The sequence below is a fragment of the Pseudomonas sp. B21-040 genome (assembly GCF_024748695.1).
Lineage (GTDB): Bacteria > Pseudomonadota > Gammaproteobacteria > Pseudomonadales > Pseudomonadaceae > Aquipseudomonas.
Map to the genome: position 1 here is coordinate 962,797 of NZ_CP087176.1, position 21,959 is coordinate 984,755.

26 protein-coding genes are annotated in these 21,959 nt (G+C 58.9%); 15 read left to right on the forward strand and 11 right to left on the reverse strand.

All coding sequences use genetic code 11. The features are described from left to right. The first annotated feature begins 1 nt into the window (after position 1). Together LOY55_RS04240 and LOY55_RS04245 are read left to right on the forward strand one after the other, a co-directional pair. Entirely contained in the window at positions 2-613 is a 612-nt protein-coding gene (locus LOY55_RS04240; protein ID WP_223523723.1) for a superoxide dismutase, read from the forward strand. Positions 614-642: 29 nt separating this feature from the next. Further along, the gene (locus LOY55_RS04245; protein WP_223523725.1) at positions 643-1,536 is read left to right on the forward strand and encodes a ZIP family metal transporter; all 894 of its coding nucleotides are present in this window, start codon (positions 643-645) and stop codon (positions 1,534-1,536) included. An 8-nt stretch (positions 1,537-1,544) separates the two neighbouring features. Here LOY55_RS04245 and LOY55_RS04250 read toward each other — a convergent pair whose 3' ends face one another. The 10 genes from LOY55_RS04250 to LOY55_RS04295 all read right to left on the reverse strand — a co-directional run bounded on the left by LOY55_RS04250 (position 1,545) and on the right by LOY55_RS04295 (position 8,574). Continuing rightward, the gene (locus tag LOY55_RS04250) at positions 1,545-1,820 is read right to left on the reverse strand and encodes an HPr family phosphocarrier protein (protein ID WP_223523727.1); all 276 of its coding nucleotides are present in this window, start codon (positions 1,818-1,820) and stop codon (positions 1,545-1,547) included. Between the two features lie 15 nt (positions 1,821-1,835). Next, on the reverse strand, positions 1,836-2,693 hold the full coding sequence (rapZ, locus tag LOY55_RS04255) for an RNase adapter RapZ (RefSeq protein WP_223523729.1): 858 nt from the start codon (positions 2,691-2,693) through the stop codon (positions 1,836-1,838). Between the two features lie 2 nt (positions 2,694-2,695). Beyond that, positions 2,696-3,160: a PTS IIA-like nitrogen regulatory protein PtsN gene (gene ptsN / locus LOY55_RS04260; RefSeq protein WP_046026822.1), complete on the reverse strand. Its 465-nt coding sequence runs from the start codon at positions 3,158-3,160 to the stop codon at positions 2,696-2,698. A gap of 12 nt (positions 3,161-3,172) precedes the next feature. Beyond that, positions 3,173-3,481, reverse strand: a complete 309-nt coding sequence (gene hpf, locus LOY55_RS04265) for a ribosome hibernation-promoting factor, HPF/YfiA family (RefSeq protein WP_046026821.1) — start codon at positions 3,479-3,481, stop codon at positions 3,173-3,175. 74 nt (positions 3,482-3,555) lie between these two features. Next, the gene (locus tag LOY55_RS04270; protein WP_109787870.1) at positions 3,556-5,049 is read right to left on the reverse strand and encodes an RNA polymerase factor sigma-54; all 1,494 of its coding nucleotides are present in this window, start codon (positions 5,047-5,049) and stop codon (positions 3,556-3,558) included. 186 nt (positions 5,050-5,235) lie between these two features. Next, positions 5,236-5,961: an LPS export ABC transporter ATP-binding protein gene (lptB, locus tag LOY55_RS04275; protein WP_045061453.1), complete on the reverse strand. Its 726-nt coding sequence runs from the start codon at positions 5,959-5,961 to the stop codon at positions 5,236-5,238. Next, complete coding sequence (gene lptA, locus LOY55_RS04280) at positions 5,961-6,509, reverse strand: lipopolysaccharide transport periplasmic protein LptA (protein WP_046026819.1); 549 nt, start codon at positions 6,507-6,509, stop codon at positions 5,961-5,963. The genes lptB and lptA overlap by 1 nt, the downstream gene beginning before the upstream one ends. Next, positions 6,496-7,068, reverse strand: a complete 573-nt coding sequence (gene lptC / locus LOY55_RS04285; protein WP_109787871.1) for an LPS export ABC transporter periplasmic protein LptC — start codon at positions 7,066-7,068, stop codon at positions 6,496-6,498. Before lptC ends, lptA begins: the two co-directional genes overlap by 14 nt. Before the next feature lie 7 nt (positions 7,069-7,075). Next, a complete protein-coding gene (locus tag LOY55_RS04290; protein ID WP_046026817.1) occupies positions 7,076-7,600 on the reverse strand; it encodes an HAD family hydrolase in 525 nt (174 codons plus the stop codon). Next, positions 7,600-8,574: a KpsF/GutQ family sugar-phosphate isomerase gene (locus LOY55_RS04295; protein WP_007942750.1), complete on the reverse strand. Its 975-nt coding sequence runs from the start codon at positions 8,572-8,574 to the stop codon at positions 7,600-7,602. Before LOY55_RS04295 ends, LOY55_RS04290 begins: the two co-directional genes overlap by 1 nt. Before the next feature lie 266 nt (positions 8,575-8,840). Here LOY55_RS04295 and LOY55_RS04300 point away from each other — a divergent pair, with 266 nt between their 5' ends. The 10 genes from LOY55_RS04300 (at position 8,841) to hisC (ending at position 16,779) form a co-directional block, all read left to right on the forward strand. Beyond that, on the forward strand, positions 8,841-9,650 hold the full coding sequence (locus LOY55_RS04300; protein ID WP_109787873.1) for an ATP-binding cassette domain-containing protein: 810 nt from the start codon (positions 8,841-8,843) through the stop codon (positions 9,648-9,650). Beyond that, positions 9,650-10,447 (forward strand): lipid asymmetry maintenance ABC transporter permease subunit MlaE, encoded by a 798-nt coding sequence (mlaE, locus tag LOY55_RS04305; protein ID WP_109787874.1) that lies wholly within the window; start codon positions 9,650-9,652, stop codon positions 10,445-10,447. Before LOY55_RS04300 ends, mlaE begins: the two co-directional genes overlap by 1 nt. Further along, positions 10,447-10,914, forward strand: coding sequence for an outer membrane lipid asymmetry maintenance protein MlaD (mlaD, locus tag LOY55_RS04310; protein WP_046026814.1), 468 nt, complete (start codon positions 10,447-10,449; stop codon positions 10,912-10,914). The genes mlaE and mlaD overlap by 1 nt, the downstream gene beginning before the upstream one ends. Positions 10,915-10,925: 11 nt before the next feature. Continuing rightward, positions 10,926-11,567 carry a phospholipid-binding protein MlaC gene (locus LOY55_RS04315; protein ID WP_046026813.1) on the forward strand — a complete coding sequence of 214 codons (642 nt, stop codon included), beginning with the start codon at positions 10,926-10,928 and terminating at the stop codon, positions 11,565-11,567. After that, entirely contained in the window at positions 11,564-11,869 is a 306-nt protein-coding gene (locus tag LOY55_RS04320) for a lipid asymmetry maintenance protein MlaB (protein ID WP_046026812.1), read from the forward strand. The genes LOY55_RS04315 and LOY55_RS04320 overlap by 4 nt, the downstream gene beginning before the upstream one ends. Positions 11,870-11,982: 113 nt before the next feature. Beyond that, positions 11,983-12,222, forward strand: coding sequence for a BolA family protein (locus LOY55_RS04325; protein WP_007912386.1), 240 nt, complete (start codon positions 11,983-11,985; stop codon positions 12,220-12,222). A gap of 22 nt (positions 12,223-12,244) precedes the next feature. Then, positions 12,245-13,510: a UDP-N-acetylglucosamine 1-carboxyvinyltransferase gene (murA, locus tag LOY55_RS04330; protein ID WP_109787875.1), complete on the forward strand. Its 1,266-nt coding sequence runs from the start codon at positions 12,245-12,247 to the stop codon at positions 13,508-13,510. 126 nt (positions 13,511-13,636) lie between these two features. Next, the gene (hisG, locus tag LOY55_RS04335; protein WP_007942738.1) at positions 13,637-14,272 is read left to right on the forward strand and encodes an ATP phosphoribosyltransferase; all 636 of its coding nucleotides are present in this window, start codon (positions 13,637-13,639) and stop codon (positions 14,270-14,272) included. 126 nt (positions 14,273-14,398) lie between these two features. Further along, the gene (gene hisD, locus LOY55_RS04340; RefSeq protein ID WP_046026807.1) at positions 14,399-15,724 is read left to right on the forward strand and encodes a histidinol dehydrogenase; all 1,326 of its coding nucleotides are present in this window, start codon (positions 14,399-14,401) and stop codon (positions 15,722-15,724) included. 2 nt (positions 15,725-15,726) lie between these two features. Next, positions 15,727-16,779, forward strand: a complete 1,053-nt coding sequence (hisC, locus tag LOY55_RS04345) for a histidinol-phosphate transaminase (protein WP_077430872.1) — start codon at positions 15,727-15,729, stop codon at positions 16,777-16,779. A gap of 62 nt (positions 16,780-16,841) precedes the next feature. Here hisC and algW read toward each other — a convergent pair whose 3' ends face one another. Then, on the reverse strand, positions 16,842-18,002 hold the full coding sequence (gene algW / locus LOY55_RS04350) for a Do family serine endopeptidase AlgW (RefSeq protein ID WP_109787876.1): 1,161 nt from the start codon (positions 18,000-18,002) through the stop codon (positions 16,842-16,844). A gap of 102 nt (positions 18,003-18,104) precedes the next feature. Between algW and LOY55_RS04355 the strand changes: the two genes are divergently transcribed. From LOY55_RS04355 to cysN, 3 genes are all read left to right on the forward strand, one after another. Beyond that, positions 18,105-18,863 (forward strand): Nif3-like dinuclear metal center hexameric protein, encoded by a 759-nt coding sequence (locus LOY55_RS04355; protein WP_046026802.1) that lies wholly within the window; start codon positions 18,105-18,107, stop codon positions 18,861-18,863. A 233-nt stretch (positions 18,864-19,096) separates the two neighbouring features. Next, complete coding sequence (gene cysD / locus LOY55_RS04360; protein WP_077430871.1) at positions 19,097-20,014, forward strand: sulfate adenylyltransferase subunit CysD; 918 nt, start codon at positions 19,097-19,099, stop codon at positions 20,012-20,014. 9 nt (positions 20,015-20,023) lie between these two features. Then, complete coding sequence (gene cysN, locus LOY55_RS04365; RefSeq protein WP_077430870.1) at positions 20,024-21,922, forward strand: sulfate adenylyltransferase subunit CysN; 1,899 nt, start codon at positions 20,024-20,026, stop codon at positions 21,920-21,922. Positions 21,923-21,959: the final 37 nt, after the last annotated feature.

Genomic DNA, 21,959 nt, shown 5'->3' on the forward strand with positions numbered 1-21,959 from the left:
AATGGCTTTTACCTTGCCTGCCTTGCCATACGCCTATGGCGCCCTGGAACCGCACATCGATGCACAGACCATGGAAATCCATTACACCAAGCACCATCAGACCTACATCAACAACCTCAACGCCGCAGTTGAGGGCACGGAGTTCGCCGAGTGGTCAGTTGAGAAGCTGGTCGCCAGCGTCCGGCAGCTGCCGGAATCACTGCGCGCCGCCGTCATCAATCAGGGCGGTGGCCACGCGAACCATTCGCTGTTCTGGGAAGTGATGGCACCTCACGGCGGCGGCAATCCCGAAGGTGCACTGGCCAAGGCGATCGATGAGCATCTGGGTGGTCTGGACAGTTTCAAAGAGGCGTTCACCAAAGCGGCGCTGACCCGTTTCGGCAGTGGTTGGGCCTGGCTGAGTGTCACGCCACAAAAAACGCTGGTGGTGGAAAGCAGCGGCAACCAGGACAGTCCGCTGATGAACGGCAACACGCCGATTCTTGGTCTGGACGTGTGGGAGCACGCCTATTACCTGCGCTATCAGAACCGCCGTCCGGAATACATCAATGCGTTCTACAACGTCATCAATTGGCCCGAAGTCGCTGCGCGCTATCAGGCCGCGCTGGTTTAAGTCCTCTATAAAACAATCCAAGGCTGACTATGGGCACTGAAACACTGGCGATCGGAAGTGGACGAATGTTTCGTTACGCGGTGGGATCGCTGTTACTGATGGCGGGTATGACGTTGTTGGTCGCCCACGGATTGGAGTGGCTGGATCTGGAGCCGAGACTGTCGCGGGCGTTGCAGGGCGGTGCGATCTGCGCGCTCGGCACCGCGCTCGGTGCGGTGCCGGTGCTGGTCATTCGGCGCATGCCCCAGGCGCTCAGTGACACATTGTTGGGGTTTGGTGCCAGCGTGATGCTGGCTGCGACGGCATTTTCGCTGATCGTGCCGGGCATTTCCGCCGCTGAAGGCCTCGGCCTGACGCCGTGGTCGGCCAGTGGACTGATCTGTTTCGGCATCATGCTCGGGGCGTTTGGTCTGTATCTGGTTGATCGCAAGGTGTCGAGCGCTTCACCGGAAATGCTCATCGGCACGCTTGAGCATCCGGTGATTCCGCCACGCATCTGGCTGTTCGTGTTTGCCATCATTGCCCATAACATCCCTGAGGGCATGGCCGTCGGCGTTTCTGCCGGCGGTGGCATGCCGGACGCGGACAGCCTGGCCATGGGCATCGCGCTGCAGGATGTGCCGGAAGGGCTGGTGATTGCGTTGGTGCTGGCTGGGGCAGGGATGTCGAGGATCAAGGCATTTCTGATGGGTGCGGCATCAGGCCTGGTCGAGCCGGTATTCGCGCTGTTGTGCGCGTGGCTGGTAAGCCTTGCCGAACTGTTGTTGCCTTTGGGATTGGCGTTGGCGGCGGGGGCGATGTTGTTGGTGGTGACCCACGAAGTGATCCCGGAGTCGCGACGCAATGGTCATGACAAACTCGCGAGCCTTGGCTTGTTGATCGGATTTTGTTTGATGATGGTGATGGATACGGCACTCGCCTAGACGAGTGCTTAACCACCTTCGCCGAAATAGTCATTGATCAAATCCACCAACGCCTGCAAGGCTTCATCAGCTTGCTCACCTTCGGTACTAAGGTGAATTATCGTTCCCTTGCCTGCGGCAAGCATCATCATCGCCATGATGCTTTTTCCGTCCACCATGGAATCGGGAGTACGTCCGACCCGGATCGTGCATTCCTTGAATTCACCGGCGACGCCAACGAATTTTGCAGAAGCGCGGGCATGCAGGCCCAGCTTGTTGATGATTTCAATTTCCAGAGCAGGCATCGCGATGTGGATCCTTTAGCTGAGGTCGCGGTGGCGGACCTGGACGTTCTTCAGGGATTGTTGCAGGACCTGGCCCAAGCGTTCGGTCAGGTAGACGGAGCGGTGATGCCCGCCGGTGCAGCCAATGGCGATGGTGACATAAGCACGATTGCTGGCAGCAAAGCGCGGCAACCACTTGAGCAAGTAGGTGGAAATGTCCTGGAACATCTCTTCGACGTCCGGTTGAGCCGCCAGGTACTCGGCCACCGGTTGATCAAGCCCGGACTGCGCTCGCAGTTCCGGCTTCCAGTAAGGGTTGGGCAGGCAGCGCACATCGAACACCAGGTCCGCGTCCACCGGCATGCCGCGCTTGAATCCGAAGGACTCGACCAGGAACGCGGTGGCGGCTTCCGGCTGGTTCAGCAGGCGCAGCTTGATGGTGTCGCGTAGCTGATACAGGTTCAGGTTGGTCGTGTTGATTTTGAGATCGGCCAGGTCGGCAATGGGGCCCAGCAGATTGCTTTCGTCCTCGATCGCCTCGGCCAACGAGCGATTGGCGGTGCTCAGCGGGTGACGACGGCGGGTCTCGGAAAACCGCTTGAGCAAGGTATCTACGTCGGCGTCCAGGTACAGCACATCGCATTTGATATGCCGGCTACGGACTTCCTCGAGTAACTCGGGAAACCGCGAAAGATGGCTCGGCAGATTGCGCGCATCGATAGATACGGCGACCAGTGGTTGCGACAATTCGGTATGAATCAACGCACGCTCGGCCAGTTCCGGCAGCAGTCCGGCGGGCAGGTTGTCGATGCAGTAGTAGCCGTTATCCTCGAGAACATCGAGTACGGTGCTTTTACCCGAGCCGGAGCGGCCGCTGACGATGATCAAGCGCATGATTACTGACCGTTTTGCTCTTCCAGAACAACCTTATACAAGGCTTCGTTGCTCGGAGCACTACGCAGTTTTTCCCGCACTTCCTTGCGATCAAGCATGCTGGCTATTTGACGAAGCAATTCAAGGTGCGCATCGGTGGCGGCTTCCGGGACCAGCAGTACGAACAGCAGGTCAACCGGGGCCCCGTCGATGGCATCGAAATCGATGGGCGCGTCAAGGTGCATCAAGGCGCTGATGGGCGAGATGCAGCCCTTCAGACGGCAGTGGGGGATGGCGATGCCGTTACCAAAACCGGTCGAGCCGAGTTTTTCACGGGCGATCAACGCTTCGAAGACATCTTGCATCTCCAGATCCGGCACTTCCCGGGCGATCAGGTTGGCAATTTGCTCGAGGGCTTTCTTTTTACTGCCGCCCGGCACGTTCACGAGGGAACGGCCGGGGGTCAGGATGTTTTCAAGTCGGATCATGGGTTGGGAGTGTTAACGACCGGTTGCACCCTGGAGGAGGCTCTGGGTCTTTTCCTTATGCTTTTTGAGTTGTTTATCCAGCTTGTCGGTCAGTGAATCGATCGCTGCGTACATGTCGGTATGTTCCGCGTTGGCGACCACTTCATTGCCGGGAATATGCAGGGTGGCTTCGATTTTCTGCTTCAGCTTCTCGACGGTCATCGTGACCTGCACGTTGGTGATCTTGTCGAAATGCCGCTCTAATCGTTCGAGTTTTTCGCCGATGTAGGTGCGCAGGGGTTCGGTCACTTCCAGTTGGTGTCCACTGATGTTGACTTGCATACAGCTTCTCCTTCGTTGCCAGTGCATAAAGCGGCAGGCAGAAATGCCTGCCACTGGAACGCTGTGGCGTGGCCCTACATCAACCGCTTACGTTCGCTCGAAGGCGCGATCCCCAGGGATTCGCGATACTTGGCGACGGTGCGGCGAGCCACCTGAATGCCTTGTGCCTCCAGTAAACCAGCGATCTTGCTGTCACTCAACGGCTTTTTCTGATTTTCCGCGGCAACCAGTTTTTTGATGATCGCGCGAATCGCTGTGGACGAGCATTCACCGCCTTCGGAGGTACTTACGTGGCTGGAGAAAAAGTATTTCAACTCATAAATGCCCCGAGGGGTATGCATGAATTTTTGCGTGGTTACCCGTGAAATCGTCGATTCGTGCATGCCCACCGCTTCGGCAATGTCATGCAGGACCAAAGGCTTCATGGCTTCGTCGCCGTATTCCAGGAAACCGCGCTGATGCTCGACGATCTGGGTGGCAACTTTCATCAAGGTTTCATTGCGGCTTTGCAGGCTCTTGATGAACCAGCGGGCCTCTTGCAGCTGATTGCGCATGAAGGTGTTGTCAGCGCTGGTGTCGGCACGGCGGACAAATCCGGCGTATTGCGCGTTGACCCGCAACTTTGGCACCGATTCCTGGTTGAGCTCTACCAGCCAGCGCTCGTTATCCTTGCGCACGATAACGTCAGGCACGACGTACTCGGCTTCGCTGGATTCGATCTGCGAGCCGGGACGCGGGTTGAGGCTCTGGACCAGTTCGATGACCTGGCGCAGTTCGTCTTCCTTGAGCTTCATGCGGCGCATCAACTGGCTGTAGTCGCGGCTGCCCAGCAGATCGATGTAGTCAGTGACCAGACGCTTGGCTTCGGCCAGCCAAGGCGTCTTGGCTGGCAGCTGGCGTAGTTGCAGCAGCAGGCATTCGCCCAGGTTGCGAGCGCCGATGCCGGCAGGCTCGAATTGCTGGATGCGGTGCAGGACGGCTTCGATTTCGTCCAGTTCGATGTCCAGTTCCGGATCGAAGGCTTCGAGGATTTCCTCGAGGGTTTCATCCAGATAGCCCTGATTGTTGATGCAGTCGATCAGGGTCACGGCGATCAGGCGATCGGTGTCGGACATCGGTGCCAGGTTCAGTTGCCACAACAGGTGGCTTTGCAGGCTCTCGCCGGCCGATGTGCGAGTGGTGAAATCCCATTCGTCGTCATCGTTGCTCGGCAGGCTGCTGGCGCTGGTCTGGTAAACGTCTTCCCATGCGGTATCGACCGGCAGTTCATTGGGAATGCGTTCGTTCCAGTCACCTTCCTCGAGGTTGTCCACCGTGGGGGCGGTTTCCTGATAGGAGGGTTCCTGAATGTCGGCGTTGGGTGGCTGCTCGGCTTTGTCGGCCAAGGGGTCGGCGTTGTCGAAGTCGTCGCCTTCTTCCTGGCGTTCGAGCATCGGATTGGACTCCAAAGCCTCCTGGATTTCCTGTTGCAGGTCCAGGGTCGACAATTGGAGCAGGCGGATGGCCTGTTGCAGCTGCGGTGTCATCGTCAGCTGCTGGCCCATTCTCAAGACTAGCGATGGTTTCATGGCAGGGGCTTAACACCTTATTCGCCGGCGCACATGCGCCATCCACTACAGGGCGCCGGAGCGCCAAACATAAGCAAATTATATGCCTGAAACTGAAGTGTTTGCCTAGAGCGCCGTAACAATAAAAAACACACTGCTGTGTTAATTGCGCCAGGAGCTCAGTCGACTAGCCAGACACCTCGATGCTTACAGGCGGAACTCATGGCCCAGATAGACTTCTTTCACCAGGTCGTTTGCAAGGATGGTGGCAGAGTCGCCCTCGGCGATCAGTTGGCCATCGTTGACGATGTACGCGGTTTCGCAGATATCCAGGGTTTCACGGACGTTGTGGTCCGTGATCAGCACGCCAATGCCCTTGGCCTTGAGGTGGTGGATAATCTGTTTGATGTCGCCGACCGAAATCGGGTCCACGCCGGCGAAAGGTTCGTCGAGCAGGATGAATTTCGGGTTAGTCGCCAGTGCCCGGGCAATTTCCACGCGGCGGCGTTCGCCACCCGACAGGCTCATACCAAGGTTGTCGCGGATGTGGCTGATATGGAATTCCTGCAGCAGGCTTTCCAGCTCTTTGCGACGTCCGGCCTTGTCGAGCTCCTTGCGGGTCTCGAGGATCGCCATGATGTTGTCGGCCACCGAAAGTTTGCGGAAGATCGACGCTTCTTGCGGCAGATAGCCGATACCGGCTTTCGCACGACCGTGCATGGGCTGGTGGCTGACGTCCAGGTCGTCGATCAGTACGCGCCCCTGATCGGCCTGTACAAGGCCGACAATCATGTAGAAGCAGGTGGTCTTGCCGGCGCCGTTAGGGCCCAGCAGGCCGACGATTTGACCGCTGTCGATCGACAGGCTGACATCGCGCACGACCTGGCGGCTCTTGTAGCTCTTGGCCAGATGCTGAGCTTTCAGAGTTGCCATTACTGGGCCTTTTGCTCGTCGGTTTTCTTCTTCGGCTGGATCACCATGTCGATACGCGGGCGCGCCTCAGTGACCTTGCTGCCCGTGGCGCGACCAGCGCTCGCAAGCTTTTTGGCCGTGTCGTAGACGATCTTCTCGCCTTGGGTGACGTTGTTGTCCTTGTCGACAACTTTTGCCTTGTCGATCAGCACGACACGGTTTTGCGAGGCGTGGTACTGGATGGTGACGCCCCAGCCCTGAACAGGCTTGGTGTCGCCCTGGGTTTGCAGTTGTTCGAAGTAAGCGAGGTTGCCCACCGAAGTCACCACGTCGATGTCGCCAGTCGGAGTGCGGGTCATGGTCACTTTGTTGCCGGTGACCTTCATCGTGCCCTGGGTGATGATTACGTCGCCCGTATAGGTGGCGATGCCGTTCTTGTCGTCCAGTTGGGCGTCGTCGGCCTGTATGCGGATAGGCTGGGATTGGTCGGTCGGCAGAGCCCAGGCGCTCACGCTTCCCAGTGCTGCGCCCAGACTGAGCAAAATAGGGAGAGTTTTAACGAGCCTCATACTGTCCTCTTACGTTCGATAGCAGGTGTATCCTGCTTTCTTTCAAGTACGCTTTCATTCCGTTGCCTGTCGATACACCGCCAGCGCCGTCGATTCTAACGGGTTGGTCGGTCTGCGCATATTGTTGCTGCGGGAACACAGTCATACGGGTGGTGGTAATCAGGGTCCTGCGGTTTTTTTCGTCGAAACGGGTGATGCGTACCGAATCGATCAGCTCGACCTGAGTGCCGTCAGGGTTGACCTCTCCGTGCTCGCTCTGGACATGCCAGGGAAACTGGGTGCCGCGAAACATGTTCAGGTCGGGATTGGTCAGTAGCGTGACTTCGGACGCTTTCAGGTGTTCGACTTTGTCGGACGTCATTTCGTATTGCAATTTGCCGTCCGGCAGGAACTGCACGCTATGGGCGTTGAGCGCGTAATAGTCGATCGCGCTTTCATCGACCTTGACCACAGGTTTGTCGAGGAAGCGTTCCGGGCTGATGTTCCAGTAGCCGACTGCGGCGAACAGCGCCGCAATGCAGCCGAACAACAGAATGTTGCGAAACTTTTTGCTTAGCATAATGGGCTCACAGGTACGCAGCGTTGGCCGCATCAAGGCGGCCCTGGGCACGCAGGATCAATTCGCAGAATTCGCGAGCGGCACCCTCGCCACCACGGGCCTGGGTGATGCCGTGGGCGTGTTCTCGCACGAAGCTGGCTGCGTTGGCGACCGCCATGCCCAGGCCGACGCGGCGAATCACCGGTAGGTCTGGAAGGTCGTCGCCGAGGTAGGCCACTTGTTCATAGCTTAGATTGAGTTGGGCAAGCAGTTCGTCGAGCACCACCAGTTTGTCTTCACGACCCTGGTACAGGTGGGGAATGCCAAGATTCTTTGCGCGCCGCTCAACGACCGGGGTCTTGCGACCGCTAATGATAGCGGTCTGCACGCCGGCTGCCATCAACATCTTGATGCCTTGGCCGTCCAGTGTGTTGAACGTCTTGAATTCACTGCCGTCTTCAAGGAAATACAGGCGCCCGTCGGTCAGCACGCCATCGACGTCGAACACTGCCAGCTTGATCTGTTTGCCGCGTTGAAGCAGGTCCGAGCTCATTACATTACTCCCGCACGCAGCAAGTCGTGCATGTTCAAGGCGCCGACCGGACGGTCTTCGCTGTCGACCACGACCAGCGCGTTGATTTTGTGGTCTTCCATGATTTTCAGGGCTTCGGCGGCGAGCATCTCTGCGCGGGCAGTCTTGCCGTGGGCGGTCATGACCTGATCGATGGTAGCGCTATGGATATCGATGCTGCGGTCCAGCGTGCGGCGCAAGTCACCGTCGGTGAAGATCCCGGCCAGCTTGCCGTCCGCTTCCAGAATCACGGTCATGCCCAGGCCTTTGCGGGTCATTTCCATCAAGGCGTCCTTGAGCAAGGTGCCGCGTTGAACCTGTGGCAGCTCTTGTCCGGCGTGCATGACATTTTCCACTTTCAGCAGCAAACGTCGACCCAGCGCGCCACCCGGGTGGGAAAAGGCGAAGTCTTCAGCGGTAAAGCCGCGAGCTTCCAGCAATGCAACGGCCAGGGCATCGCCCATGACCAGCGCGGCGGTGGTGGAGGAGGTCGGTGCCAGATTCAGCGGGCAGGCCTCGTGTTCGACGTGAACATTGAGGTTGACCTCGGCAGCCTTGGCCAGCGGTGAATCCGGGTTGCCGGTCACGCTGATCAATTGGATGCCCAGACGCTTGATCAGGGGCAGCAGGGTGACGATTTCGTTGGTGGAGCCGGAGTTCGACAGGGCCAGGATGATGTCGTCGCGCGTGATCATGCCCATGTCGCCATGGCTGGCTTCGGCCGGATGCACGAAAAAAGCCGTGGTGCCGGTGCTGGCCAGGGTGGCGGCGATCTTGTTGCCGATGTGCCCTGATTTGCCCATGCCGACCACTACCACGCGGCCTTTGCTGGCCAGAATCATCTCGCAAGCGCGTACGAAATCAGCGTCGATATGGGGCAGCAAGCCTTCTACGGCTTCCAGTTCGAGGCGGATGGTGCGTTGTGCTGATTGAATCAGGTCGCTGGATTGGCTCATGTCAGAAATCGTATAGCCTGATGAAAAGGCGGCGATTATAGCGGTAATGATCAAAACCCTCACGCAAGTTCGTCACGCTTTGTCATTCCCGCTTGCCGAATACCCTCTAAACGAGGCTTTTTGCCACAAGATGGTCTGGCTTGGGCCTTTGGCGCTTGGCCTTTGCAGTGATATAGTTCGCCGCCAGTTCGGCCTGCCCGGGGAGGTATGTGCTTTCGTCAGAGAGCCAGGCGTCCGAGTGAGAGGCTGCATCGCAAGGAGTTTAGATGAGTGCCGATAACGCCTACGCGGTCGAGCTGAAGGGACTGTCCTTCAAGCGCGGAACGCGCAGCATTTTCAATAACGTCGATATCCGTATCCCGCGCGGCAAGGTCACCGGCATCATGGGGCCTTCCGGGTGTGGCAAAACCACGCTGCTGCGATTGATGGGCGCACAATTGCGTCCATCAAAGGGCGAAGTCTGGGTCAACGGCCAGAACCTGCCCAAGTTGTCGCGCAGTGATCTGTTCGATGCGCGCAAGCACATGGGGGTGCTGTTCCAGAGCGGCGCCCTGTTTACCGACCTCGATGTGTTCGAGAACGTCGCCTTCCCGCTGCGCGTTCATACCGAGCTGCCGGAAGAAATGATCCGCGACATCGTCCTGCTTAAATTGCAGGCCGTGGGCTTGCGTGGCGCCATCGACCTGATGCCTGACGAGTTGTCCGGCGGCATGAAGCGTCGTGTCGCGCTCGCCCGGGCGATTGCTCTCGATCCGCAGATTCTCATGTATGACGAGCCATTTGTCGGCCAGGATCCTATCGCCATGGGGGTGCTGGTGCGTCTGATCCGTCTGCTTAACGATGCCCTGGGCATCACCAGTATCGTGGTGTCCCACGATCTGGCCGAGACAGCGAGCATCGCCGACTATATCTATGTCGTCGGCGAAGGTCAGGTATTGGGGCAGGGGACTCCCGAGGAGCTGATGAACTCCCAGGAACCACGGATCCGCCAATTCATGACCGGTGAACCTGACGGCCCTGTTGCATACCACTTTCCAGCGACGGACTACCGCGCAGATCTTCTGGGGAAGCGTTGATGCGCAAGATTTCATTAATAGAACGCGTGCGCCGGTTCGGCCACTCTGCCATCGACGCACTGGCGGTGTTCGGACGTTCGACGATTTTCCTGTTTCATGCCTTGCTCGGTCGCGGTGGCATCGGCGGCGGTTTTGGCCTGCTGATCAAGCAGTTGCATTCCGTTGGCGTGATGTCCCTGGTGATCATTGTGGTCTCCGGGGTGTTCATCGGGATGGTGCTCGCGCTGCAGGGCTTCAATATCCTGTCCAGCTACGGCTCGGAACAGGCGGTGGGGCAGATGGTCGCGCTGACGCTGTTGCGTGAGTTGGGACCGGTCGTGACGGCCTTGTTGTTCGCCGGGCGTGCCGGTTCGGCGCTAACGGCCGAAATCGGCAACATGAAGTCCACCGAGCAGCTGTCCAGTCTGGAAATGATTGGTGTCGACCCGCTCAAATACATCGTTGCCCCGCGCCTGTGGGCCGGCTTCATTTCCCTGCCGGTGCTGGCGATGATTTTCAGCGTGGTGGGTATCTGGGGTGGTTCGTGGGTGGCCGTCGACTGGCTGGGCGTCTATGAAGGTTCCTACTGGTCGAACATGCAAAACAGCGTGACGTTCACTGACGATGTGCTCAATGGCATCATCAAAAGCATCGTCTTCGCGTTCGTCGTGACCTGGATCGCCGTATTCCAAGGCTATGACTGTGAGCCCACTTCCGAGGGGATCAGTCGTGCCACTACCAAGACCGTGGTGTATGCCTCTTTGGCAGTGCTCGGCCTGGACTTTATTCTGACCGCCTTGATGTTTGGAGATTTCTGATGCAAAACCGCACCCTGGAAATCGGTGTCGGCCTTTTCTTGCTGGCTGGCATCCTGGCTTTGCTGTTGCTGGCTTTGCGGGTCAGTGGCCTGTCCCCGAGCCCGAGCACCGACACGTATAAACTTTATGCATACTTCGACAATATCGCCGGTTTGACGGTCAGAGCTAAAGTGACCATGGCCGGTGTGACCATCGGCAAGGTCACGGCGATCGATCTGGACCGCGACAGCTTCACCGGTCGGGTGACCATGCAACTGGAAAAGCGCGTAGATAACCTGCCGGCTGACTCCACTGCATCTATCCTGACGGCTGGCTTGTTGGGCGAGAAGTACATCGGTATCAGCGTGGGCGGCGAAGAAGCCTTGCTCAAGGATGGTGGAACCATCCATGACACCCAGTCGTCGCTGGTACTCGAAGACCTGATCGGTAAATTCCTGCTCAATACCGTTAGTAAAGACGCCAAATGAGGAGCTTTTGAATGATCTCTACCTTGCGACGTGGCCTGTTGGTATTACTCGCGGCGATGCCGTTGGTGGCTAACGCCGTGGCGGCGCCTTCCGCGCACGATCTGGTACAGGACACCACCACCCGGATGCTTGCCGATCTGTCGGCGAATAAAGAGAAGTACAAGCAGGACCCGCAGGATTTCTACACGGCGTTGAACACCATCGTCGGACCTGTGGTGGATGCCGAGGGTATTTCCAAGAGCATCATGACGGTCAAGTACTCGCGCAAAGCCACACCGGCACAGATGAAAACCTTCGAAGAAAACTTCAAGAAGGGCCTGTTCCAGTTTTATGGCAATGCTTTGCTCGAATACAACAACCAGGGCATCACCGTCGATCCTGCCAAGGACGAGTCGGGTGACCGCACCAGTGTTGGCATGACGGTCAAGGGCAACAACGGCGCGATCTACCCGGTGTCTTACACGCTGGAAAAGATCAACGGCGAGTGGAAACTGCGTAACGTCATCATCAATGGCATCAACATTGGCAAGCTGTTCCGCGATCAGTTCGCTGATGCGATGCAGCGAAATGGCAACGACCTGGACAAGACCATCAACAACTGGGCCGGGGAAGTCGCCAAAGCCAAGGCATCGACCGAGACCACTAACCAATGAGTGTGTCGGCCATTCGCATGAGTGAAACCGGCGAGCTTCGGCTCAGCGGCATGCTGGATTACCTGACCGGCCCCGACTTGCGCAAGCAGGGACAGGCGCTGATCAAAGCCAGTACCGCGACCGAAGTGGTGGTCGATTGTTCGGCGGTGTTGAAGTCCAGCAGTGTCGGCTTGTCGCTGCTGCTGTGCTTCATCCGTGATGCGCAGGCCGCCGGCAAGGCGCTGAGCATTCGCGGGATGCCGGAAGACATGCGTGAAATCGCTCAGGTCAGCGAATTGACCGAGCTGTTGGCGCATCCCTAAACGCATCTATTAAGAAGCCCCCCGTCAGAGTCCTGCTTCGCGGGGTTCGCAGGCGCGGGGCTTTTTTGTATGATGTCCGACCCGCGCGCACAGGGCGCCGATTGAGGTTGAGCATGCAGGCCGTAGAAGTGAAGAGCTTCCTTGAAGGAAAGCTGCCCGGAACGTTGGTAGAAGTTGAGGGCGAAGGCTGCAATTTCCAGCTGAACGTGATTAGCGATGAACTGGCGGCGTTGAGCCCGGTGAAGCGTCAACAGCAGATCTATGCCCATTTGAACCCATGGATCACCGATGGCAGCATCCATGCGGTCACTATGAAATTTTTCAGCAGCGCGGCCTGGGCCGAGCGCACCTGAGCCCAAGGGCGTCGAGATTCTTATGGATAAATTGATTATTACTGGCGGTCCTCGTCTTGATGGCGAGATCCGCATCTCCGGGGCAAAGAACTCCGCCCTGCCGATCCTGGCTGCAACCCTGCTGTGTGATGGCCCGGTTACCGTGGCCAACCTGCCGCACCTGCACGACATCACCACCATGATCGAATTGTTCGGTCGGATGGGGATCGAGCCGGTGATCGACGAGAAGCTCGCCGTCGAAATCGACCCACGCACCATCAAGACCCTGATCGCCCCGTACGAACTGGTTAAAACCATGCGTGCGTCGATCCTGGTATTGGGCCCTATGGTTGCCCGTTTCGGTGAAGCCGAAGTCGCACTGCCTGGCGGTTGCGCCATCGGTTCGCGTCCGGTGGACCTGCACATCCGTGGTCTGGAAGCGATGGGCGCGGTCATCGACGTCGAAGGCGGCTACATCAAGGCCAAGGCGCCTGAAGGCGGCCTGCGCGGTGCGCACTTCTTCTTCGATACCGTCAGCGTGACCGGTACCGAAAACATCATGATGGCCGCTGCCCTGGCCAAGGGTCGCAGTGTGTTGGCAAACGCCGCGCGCGAGCCGGAAGTGGTCGACCTGGCCAACTTCCTGAACGCCATGGGTGCCAAGGTTTCCGGCGCTGGTACCGACACCATCACCATCGATGGCGTCGAGCGTCTGCACACCACCACTTACAAAGTGATGCCTGACCGAATCGAAACCGGTACTTACCTGGTCGCTGCTGCCGTGACCGGCGGCCGTGTGAAGGTCAAGGATACCGATCCGACCATTCTTGAAGCCGTTCTGGAAAAACTCCGTGAAGCGGGTGCCGAAATCACCTGTGGCGAAGACTGGATCGAACTGAACATGCACGGCAAGCGGCCAAAAGCCGTCAACGTGCGCACCGCTCCGTACCCGGCGTTCCCGACCGACATGCAAGCGCAGTTCATCTCCCTCAACGCCATTGCCGAAGGCACGGGCGCCGTGATCGAGACGATCTTCGAAAACCGCTTCATGCACGTTTACGAACTGCATCGCATGGGCGCCAAGATTCAGGTCGAAGGCAACACGGCTATCGTTACCGGTACCGAGAAGCTCAAAGGCGCGCCAGTCATGGCCACCGACCTGCGTGCTTCGGCCAGCCTGGTCATTTCGGCGCTGATCGCTGAAGGCGACACCCTGATCGACCGCATCTACCACATCGACCGTGGTTACGAGTGCATCGAAGAGAAACTGCAAATGCTCGGCGCCAAGATCCGCCGCGTACCGGGCTAGTTTCTGCTGCATGGGCATAAGGACATGCCCGTTGAATTGTTGAAGTCGAGCCGGTTTCCGGCTCGATGTGTGTCCGGCGTCATTTGCGACCGGACATGAGTACCTTGATAAGGACTGACGTTTCCCATGTTGACTATCGCACTGTCCAAGGGCCGCATCCTTGACGACACTTTGCCGCTTCTGGCTGAAGCGGGCATCGTGCCGACCGAGAATCCGGACAAGAGCCGCAAGCTGATCATCCCCACGACTCAGCCTGACGTACGTCTGCTGATCGTGCGCGCCACCGACGTGCCGACGTATGTCGAACATGGTGCCGCGGACCTCGGTGTCGCCGGTAAAGATGTGCTGATGGAATATGGCGGCCAGGGCTTGTACGAGCCTTTGGACCTGCGAATTGCCCTCTGCAAGCTGATGACTGCCGGCCGTGTCGGCGATGTCGAGCCTAAGGGCCGCCTGCGGGTGGCGACCAAGTTCGTCAACGTTGCCAAGCGTTACTACGCCGAGCAGGGTCGCCAGGTCGACATCATCAAGCTGTACGGCTCGATGGAGCTGGCGCCGCTGATTGGTCTGGCGGACAAGATCATTGACGTGGTCGACACCGGCAACACCCTGCGCGCCAATGGCCTGGAACCCCAGGATTTCATTGCCGACATCAGCTCTCGGCTGATCGTCAACAAAGCTTCGATGAAAATGCAACACGCCCGAATCCAGGCGTTGATCGACACCCTGCGCAAGGCAGTGGAGTCTCGACACCGCGGCTGATTTACCTGCGCGACGTTAAGTCGCGCCCGTCTATCCGCCTCATAGCCAGAATTCTCAGGTGCCCAAGCGGAAACGACTGCTAAGTTAGGGCGCCTGAGTTTTTGCCAATTCTATGAGGCTCTCGCTATGACCGCACCGACTGCAATTCGCCGACTGAACGCTGCTGATCCGGATTTCGCGCATCATCTGGATCATCTGCTGAGCTGGGAAAGTGTGTCTGACGACTCGGTCAATCAGCGGGTGCTGGACATCATCAAAGCCGTGCGCGAGCGTGGCGATGCGGCGCTGGTGGAGTTCACCCAGAAGTTCGACGGCCTGGAAGTCGCCTCGATGGCGGACTTGATCCTGCCGCGCGAACGTCTTGAACTGGCGCTTACGCGCATTACCGTGCCTCAGCGCGAAGCCCTGGAAAAAGCTGCTACACGTGTGCGCAGCTACCACGAGAAGCAGAAGCAGGATTCCTGGAGCTACACCGAAGCCGATGGCACGGTGCTGGGCCAGAAGGTCACGCCGCTGGATCGCGCCGGTCTGTATGTTCCAGGCGGCAAGGCGTCGTACCCCTCTTCGGTGTTGATGAACGCGATTCCGGCCAAGGTCGCTGGCGTGACCGAAGTGGTCATGGTGGTGCCGACCCCGCGCGGTGAAATCAACGAACTGGTGCTGGCCGCGGCGTGCATTGCCGGGGTTGATCGGGTGTTCACCATCGGCGGTGCCCAAGCCGTGGCCGCGCTGGCTTACGGCACCGAAAGCGTGCCGAAAGTCGACAAAGTGGTCGGCCCCGGCAACATCTATGTCGCCACCGCCAAGCGCCATGTGTTTGGTCAGGTCGGTATCGACATGATCGCCGGCCCGTCCGAAATTCTTGTGGTGTGCGACGGCCAGACCGATCCGGACTGGATCGCCATGGACCTGTTCTCCCAGGCCGAACACGATGAAGACGCCCAGGCCATTCTCGTCAGCCCGGACGCGGAATTCCTCGACAAGGTCGCCGCGAGCATCAGCAAATTGATGCCGACCATGGAGCGTGCCGAGATCATCGAAACGTCGATCAATGGCCGTGGTGCATTGATCCAGGTGCGCGACATGGAGCAAGCCATCGAAGTGGCTAACCGCATTGCGCCGGAACACCTGGAGTTGTCGGTTGCAGATCCGCAGGCCTGGTTGCCGAAGATCCGTCACGCCGGCGCGATTTTCATGGGCCGTCACACGTCCGAAGCCCTGGGTGATTACTGCGCCGGTCCGAACCACGTATTGCCGACTTCCGGCACCGCGCGCTTCTCCTCGCCGTTGGGCGTGTATGACTTCCAGAAACGCTCGTCGATCATCTTCTGCTCCGAGCAGGGGGCGTCCGAACTGGGCAAGACCGCGTCCGTGCTGGCCCGTGGCGAGTCGCTGACCGCCCACGCCCGTAGCGCCGAGTACCGCATCATCGACGAGCAAAAGGGAAACTGAACATGAGTAAATTCTGGAGCTCGTTCGTTAAGGATCTGGTGCCTTACGTGCCGGGCGAGCAGCCGAAACTGGCAAAACTGGTCAAGCTCAACACCAACGAAAACCCGTACGGTCCATCACCCAAAGCCTTGGCGGCGATGCAGACCGAACTGAACGACAACCTGCGTCTGTACCCGGACCCGAACAGCGATGTGCTGAAACAAGCCGTGGCCAAGTACTACGGGGTGCAGAGCAACCAGGTATTCCTCGGCAACGGTTCCGATGAAGTCCTGGCGCACATTTTCCACGGCTTGCTGCAACACGATCAACCGCTGCTGTTCCCGGATATCAGCTACAGCTTCTATCCGGTGTATTGCGGCTTGTACGGCATCAAGTTCGACGCGGTGCCGCTGGACGAACACTTCCAGATCAACCCGGCGGATTACGCCAAGCCGAACGGCGGGATCATTTTCCCTAACCCGAATGCGCCGACCGGCTGCCTGCTGGCGCTGGATGCGGTGGAGCAAATCCTCAAGGCCAGCCCGGATTCGGTGGTCGTCGTGGACGAGGCTTACATCGACTTCGGTGGCGAAACGGCGATCACTCTGGTGGATCGTTATCCGAACCTGCTGGTGACGCAGACTCTGTCCAAGTCCCGTTCCCTGGCCGGCCTGCGGGTTGGCCTGGCGGTGGGGCATCCGGATTTGATCGAAGCGCTTGAGCGGATCAAGAACAGCTTCAACTCCTACCCGCTGGATCGACTGGCGATTGTGGGGGCTGCGGCGGCGTTCGAGGATCGCGAGTACTTCGACAAAACGTGTCGGTTGGTCATCGACAGCCGCGACAAGGTAGTCGGGCAGTTGGAGGCGAAGGGATTTGAGGTGCTGCCGTCGGCGGCGAACTTCATTTTCGCGCGTCACCCGCAGCATGATGCGGCAGGACTCGCGGCGAAGTTGCGTGAGCAGGGCGTGATTGTCCGGCACTTCAAGCAGGAGCGGATTGCGCAGTTCCTGCGGATTTCGATTGGTACGCCGGAGCAGAATCAGGCGCTGATCGACGGCCTCGGCGATCTCTAAAAGCCCCCTCTGACTGATCGTCACTGATCGTTCCCACGCAGAGCGTGGGAACGATCAATCACTTACTCTTCTTCTTTCTCTTTGACTGGCGCAGGCGGCGGACGCAGACCGATTTCTGCGGTCAACTTGAGTTCCTTGCCGTTACGCATCACCTGAACCGTGACCTTGTCGGTCGGTTTGATCCGCGCGACCTGATTCATGGAGCGGCGACCATCGCCGGCCGGTTCGCCGTCGATGCTAAGTATTACGTCACCCAGTTGCAGGCCGGCCTTCTGCGCCGGACCGTCACGGAAAATCCCCGCGACCACAATCCCCGGACGCCCCGACAGACCAAACGACTCGGCCAGTTCCTGAGACAGCGGTTGCACTTCAATCCCGAGCCAGCCACGAATCACCTGGCCGTGTTCAATGATCGACTTCATCACTTCCATCGCCAGTTTGACCGGGATCGCGAAACCGATGCCTTGCGAGCCGCCGGACTTGGAGAAGATCGCGGTGTTGATGCCGGTCAGGTTGCCGTTGGCATCCACCAGCGCACCGCCGGAGTTGCCGGGGTTGATGGCGGCGTCGGTCTGGATGAAGTCTTCATAGTTGTTCAGGCCTAGCTGATTACGCCCGGTGGCGCTGATGATGCCCATGGTTACGGTCTGGCCGACACCGAACGGGTTGCCGATGGCCAGCGAGACGTCGCCGATGCGGATGTTGTCGGAACGACCGATGGTGATCGACGGGAGGGACTTGAGGTCGATCTTCAAGACCGCGAGATCGGTTTCCGGATCGCTACCGATCACTCGGGCCAGGGTTTCACGACCGTCCTTGAGCGCCACGACAATCTGGTCGGCACCGGTGGTCACGTGGTTATTGGTCAGGATGTAGCCTTCCGGGCTCATGATCACGCCGGAGCCCAGGCTCGATTCCATGCGCTTTTGCTTGGGCGAGTTATCACCGAAGAAGCGGCGGAACTGCGGGTCTTCGAACAGCGGATGATTGGGTTTGTTGATGACTTTGGTGGTGTACAGGTTGACCACGGCTGGCGCGGCGGTGACCACGGCGTCGGCATAGGACACCGGCCCCTGTTGCACGCCGGTCGTTTGCGGTGCTTGCTGCAAATTCACGTCTAGGCTCGGAAGCCCGACCCACTGCGGGTAACGCTGAATTATCAAAAGAGCGATAAGCACGCCAGCCAACAGCGGCCAGCCGGAAAAACGCAGCGCCTTGAGCATTAAGCACGTCCTGAAAGGTTGCAGGCGGTATGAGACCGCCCATAATGTCGCGCATTATACGAGGCCGAGCACGCCTCTGAACGGGATATTTAGGAGTCTTTTATGGCCGTCGCCCTGAGCACCCTGGTTGAAGAAGCCGACCGTTACCTCGCCAGTGCCAAGATTGCTGATTACTGCCCCAACGGTTTGCAGGTCGAGGGCCGGCCGCAAGTGATGCGTATCGTCAGCGGTGTCACCGCCAGCCAGGCGCTGCTGGACGCCGCCGTCGAAGCTCAGGCCGACCTGGTACTGGTGCATCACGGCTATTTCTGGAAGGGCGAGAACCCGTGCATCACCGGCATGAAGCAGCGTCGGTTGAAAACCTTGCTCAAGCACGACATCAGCCTGTTGTCCTACCATTTGCCGCTGGATCTGCACCCGGACGTGGGCAATAACGTGCAATTGGCCAGGCAGTTGGACATTACGGTCGAAGGGCCGCTGGATCCGGACAATCTGAAAGTCGTCGGCCTGGTCGGCTCGTTGAGTGAACCGATGACGCCGCGTGATTTCGCCCGCCGTGTCCAGGAAGTCATGGGCCGCGAGCCGCTGCTGATCGAAGGTAGCGAGATGATTCGCCGGGTTGGCTGGTGCACCGGTGGTGGCCAGGGGTACATCGATCAGGCGGTGCTCGCCGGTGTCGACCTGTACCTCAGTGGCGAAGCCTCCGAGCAGACGTTCCACAGCGCGCGGGAAAACGACATCAGCTTCATCGCCGCCGGCCATCACGCCACCGAGCGTTATGGCGTGCAGGCGCTGGGGGACTATCTGGCGCGACGCTTTGCGCTGGAACACATCTTCATCGATTGCCCCAATCCCATCTGATGACCTGCCTCCCCTGTAGGAGCAAGGCTTGCCCGCGATAGCGATCTCAAGGACGCCATCGCCGGCAAGCCGTGCTCCTACAGGAGATCGCCATTCACCAGCCCAAACGAGGGGGTATATTCATATACCCTTTCGATCTAGTTGGCGTCCTGATTAGAAGAGGTCGCTGTGCTAGGATTCCTCGCTCGAACACGGCCCGCTGGCCGTCCATAAGATCGTTTTCGTGAGTAGCCATGGTCGACAAACTGACGCATCTGAAACAGCTGGAGGCCGAAAGCATCCACATCATCCGCGAGGTCGCCGCCGAGTTCGATAACCCGGTGATGCTGTACTCCGTCGGTAAAGACTCCGCCGTGATGCTGCACCTTGCGCGCAAGGCATTCTTCCCGGGCAAACTTCCGTTTCCGGTGATGCACGTCGACACCCAGTGGAAGTTCAAGGAAATGTACGCGTTCCGCGACCGCATGGTTGAAGAACTCGGCCTTGACCTGCTGGTGCACGTTAACCCCGATGGCGTCGCGCAGGGCATCAACCCGTTGACCCACGGCAGTGCCAAACACACCGATATCATGAAAACCGAAGGCCTCAAGCAGGCTCTCGACAAGTACGGTTTCGACGCCGCTTTCGGTGGCGCCCGTCGTGACGAAGAGAAGTCCCGTGCCAAAGAGCGCGTGTATTCCTTCCGCGACACCAAGCACCGCTGGGACCCGAAAAACCAACGTCCAGAGTTGTGGAACGTCTACAACGGCAACGTCAACAAGGGCGAATCGATTCGCGTGTTCCCGTTGTCGAACTGGACCGAACTGGACATCTGGCAGTACATCTACCTCGAAGGAATCCCGATCGTGCCGCTGTATTTCGCCGCCGAGCGCGACGTCATCGAGATGAATGGCACCTGGATCATGATCGACGACGATCGCCTGCTCAATCACCTGAGCGATGAAGACAAGGCGCGTATCGTCAAGAAGAAGGTCCGTTTCCGTACGCTGGGCGACTACCCGTTGACCGGTGCGGTCGAGTCCGAGGCTGTCACGCTGACCGACATCATTCAGGAAATGCTCCTGACGCGAACTTCCGAACGCCAGGGCCGGGTCATCGATCACGATGGCGCAGGCTCGATGGAAGAAAAGAAACGTCAGGGTTATTTCTAAGGGGTTGTCATGTCGCACGTATCTGATTTGATCAGCGAGGACATCCTCGCCTACCTGGGCCAGCACGAACGCAAGGAAATGCTGCGCTTTCTGACCTGTGGCAACGTCGACGACGGCAAGAGCACCCTGATCGGGCGCCTGCTGCACGACTCCAAGATGATCTACGAAGATCACCTGGAAGCCATTACCCGCGACTCGAAGAAAGTTGGCACCACCGGCGATGACATCGACCTGGCATTGCTGGTCGACGGCCTGCAGGCCGAGCGCGAGCAAGGCATCACCATCGATGTCGCCTACCGGTATTTCTCCACCGCCAAACGCAAATTCATCATCGCCGACACCCCCGGCCATGAGCAGTACACCCGCAACATGGCCACCGGTGCGTCTACCTGTGACCTGGCGATCATCCTGATCGACGCCCGTTACGGTGTGCAGACCCAGACCCGTCGCCACAGCTTCATCGCCTCGTTGCTGGGTATCAAACACATCGTGGTGGCCGTCAACAAGATGGACATCAATGGCTTTGACCAAAGCATCTTCGAGTCGATCAAGGCCGATTACCTGAAGTTCGCTGAAGGCATCGCCTTCAAGCCGACCACCATGGCCTTCGTGCCGATGTCGGCCCTCAAGGGCGACAACGTGGTGAACAAATCCGAGCGCTCGCCGTGGTACACCGGCCAGTCGCTGATGGAAATTCTGGAAACCGTCGAGATCGCCAGCGATCGCAACTACACCGATTTGCGTTTCCCGGTGCAGTACGTCAACCGTCCGAACCTGAACTTCCGTGGTTTCGCCGGCACCCTGGCCAGCGGCGTTGTGCACAAGGGCGACGAAGTCGTTGTGCTGCCGTCGGGCAAGAGCAGCCGCGTGAAATCCATTGTCACTTTCGAAGGTGAGCTGGAGCATGCAGGTCCGGGTCAAGCGGTGACGCTGACCATGGAAGACGAGATCGACATCTCTCGCGGCGATCTGTTGGTACACGCCGACAACCTGCCGCAAGTGACTGACGGCTTCGACGCCATGCTGGTGTGGATGGCCGAAGAGCCGATGCTGCCGGGCAAGAAGTACGACATCAAGCGCGCCACGACATACGTGCCGGGTTCGATCACCAGCATCGTCAACCGCGTTGACGTGAACACCCTGGAAGAAGGCCCTGCCAGTGCCTTGCAACTGAACGAGATCGGTCGGGTCAAGATCAGCCTCGACGCGGCCATCGCGCTGGACGGTTACGCGAGCAACCGCACCACCGGTTCGTTCATCGTCATTGATCGCTTGACCAATGGCACCGTCGCCGCTGGCATGATCATCGCTCAGCCAGTGGCGCCGGGCAGCAGCACGCATCACGGCAAACTCGCACACGTCGCCACCGAAGAACGCGCCCAGCGCTTCGGCCAGCAACCGGCCACCGTGTTGTTCAGCGGCTTGTCAGGCGCTGGCAAAAGCACCCTGGCCTACGCGGTTGAACGCAAGCTGTTCGACTTGGGCCGTGCAGTGTTTGTGCTCGATGGCCAGAACCTGCGTCACGACCTGAACAAAGGTCTGCCACAGGACCGCGCCGGGCGTACCGAGAACTGGCGCCGTGCCGCGCACGTTGCGCGTCAGTTCAACGAAGCCGGTTTGCTGACCCTGGCGGCGTTCGTTGCCCCAAGTGCCGAAGGGCGTGAACAGGCCAAGGAACTGATCGGCAAAGAGCGTCTGCTGACGATTTACGTCCAGGCCTCGCCGACCGTGTGTGCCGAGCGTGATCCACAAGGCCTTTACGCGGCGGCTGGCGACAACATCCCGGGCGACTCCTTCCCGTACGACGTGCCGCTGGATGCCGACCTCGTGGTCGACACCCAATCGCTGTCGCTGGAAGAAAGCGTCAAGCAAGTGCTGGACCTGCTGCGTCAGCGCGGCGCGATCTAAGCGCTAAGCGCAAAAAAGAAACCCGCCGATGAGTGAT

Excerpts from the sequence above, each read along its gene's own strand:
- LOY55_RS04240 (WP_223523723.1), top strand. The coding sequence starts at position 2 with ATGGCTTTTACCTTGCCTGCCTTGCCATACGCCTATGGCGCCCTGGAA.
- LOY55_RS04245 (WP_223523725.1), top strand. The coding sequence starts at position 643 with ATGGGCACTGAAACACTGGCGATCGGAAGTGGACGAATGTTTCGTTAC.
- LOY55_RS04250 (WP_223523727.1), bottom strand. The coding sequence starts at position 1,820 with ATGCCTGCTCTGGAAATTGAAATCATCAACAAGCTGGGCCTGCATGCC.
- rapZ (WP_223523729.1), bottom strand. The coding sequence starts at position 2,693 with ATGCGCTTGATCATCGTCAGCGGCCGCTCCGGCTCGGGTAAAAGCACC.
- ptsN (WP_046026822.1), bottom strand. The coding sequence starts at position 3,160 with ATGATCCGACTTGAAAACATCCTGACCCCCGGCCGTTCCCTCGTGAAC.
- hpf (WP_046026821.1), bottom strand. The coding sequence starts at position 3,481 with ATGCAAGTCAACATCAGTGGACACCAACTGGAAGTGACCGAACCCCTG.
- LOY55_RS04270 (WP_109787870.1), bottom strand. The coding sequence starts at position 5,049 with ATGAAACCATCGCTAGTCTTGAGAATGGGCCAGCAGCTGACGATGACA.
- lptB (WP_045061453.1), bottom strand. The coding sequence starts at position 5,961 with ATGGCAACTCTGAAAGCTCAGCATCTGGCCAAGAGCTACAAGAGCCGC.
- lptA (WP_046026819.1), bottom strand. The coding sequence starts at position 6,509 with ATGAGGCTCGTTAAAACTCTCCCTATTTTGCTCAGTCTGGGCGCAGCA.
- lptC (WP_109787871.1), bottom strand. The coding sequence starts at position 7,068 with ATGCTAAGCAAAAAGTTTCGCAACATTCTGTTGTTCGGCTGCATTGCG.
- LOY55_RS04290 (WP_046026817.1), bottom strand. The coding sequence starts at position 7,600 with ATGAGCTCGGACCTGCTTCAACGCGGCAAACAGATCAAGCTGGCAGTG.
- LOY55_RS04295 (WP_007942750.1), bottom strand. The coding sequence starts at position 8,574 with ATGAGCCAATCCAGCGACCTGATTCAATCAGCACAACGCACCATCCGC.
- LOY55_RS04300 (WP_109787873.1), top strand. The coding sequence starts at position 8,841 with ATGAGTGCCGATAACGCCTACGCGGTCGAGCTGAAGGGACTGTCCTTC.
- mlaE (WP_109787874.1), top strand. The coding sequence starts at position 9,650 with ATGCGCAAGATTTCATTAATAGAACGCGTGCGCCGGTTCGGCCACTCT.
- mlaD (WP_046026814.1), top strand. The coding sequence starts at position 10,447 with ATGCAAAACCGCACCCTGGAAATCGGTGTCGGCCTTTTCTTGCTGGCT.
- LOY55_RS04315 (WP_046026813.1), top strand. The coding sequence starts at position 10,926 with ATGATCTCTACCTTGCGACGTGGCCTGTTGGTATTACTCGCGGCGATG.
- LOY55_RS04320 (WP_046026812.1), top strand. The coding sequence starts at position 11,564 with ATGAGTGTGTCGGCCATTCGCATGAGTGAAACCGGCGAGCTTCGGCTC.
- LOY55_RS04325 (WP_007912386.1), top strand. The coding sequence starts at position 11,983 with ATGCAGGCCGTAGAAGTGAAGAGCTTCCTTGAAGGAAAGCTGCCCGGA.
- murA (WP_109787875.1), top strand. The coding sequence starts at position 12,245 with ATGGATAAATTGATTATTACTGGCGGTCCTCGTCTTGATGGCGAGATC.
- hisG (WP_007942738.1), top strand. The coding sequence starts at position 13,637 with ATGTTGACTATCGCACTGTCCAAGGGCCGCATCCTTGACGACACTTTG.
- hisD (WP_046026807.1), top strand. The coding sequence starts at position 14,399 with ATGACCGCACCGACTGCAATTCGCCGACTGAACGCTGCTGATCCGGAT.
- hisC (WP_077430872.1), top strand. The coding sequence starts at position 15,727 with ATGAGTAAATTCTGGAGCTCGTTCGTTAAGGATCTGGTGCCTTACGTG.
- algW (WP_109787876.1), bottom strand. The coding sequence starts at position 18,002 with ATGCTCAAGGCGCTGCGTTTTTCCGGCTGGCCGCTGTTGGCTGGCGTG.
- LOY55_RS04355 (WP_046026802.1), top strand. The coding sequence starts at position 18,105 with ATGGCCGTCGCCCTGAGCACCCTGGTTGAAGAAGCCGACCGTTACCTC.
- cysD (WP_077430871.1), top strand. The coding sequence starts at position 19,097 with ATGGTCGACAAACTGACGCATCTGAAACAGCTGGAGGCCGAAAGCATC.
- cysN (WP_077430870.1), top strand. The coding sequence starts at position 20,024 with ATGTCGCACGTATCTGATTTGATCAGCGAGGACATCCTCGCCTACCTG.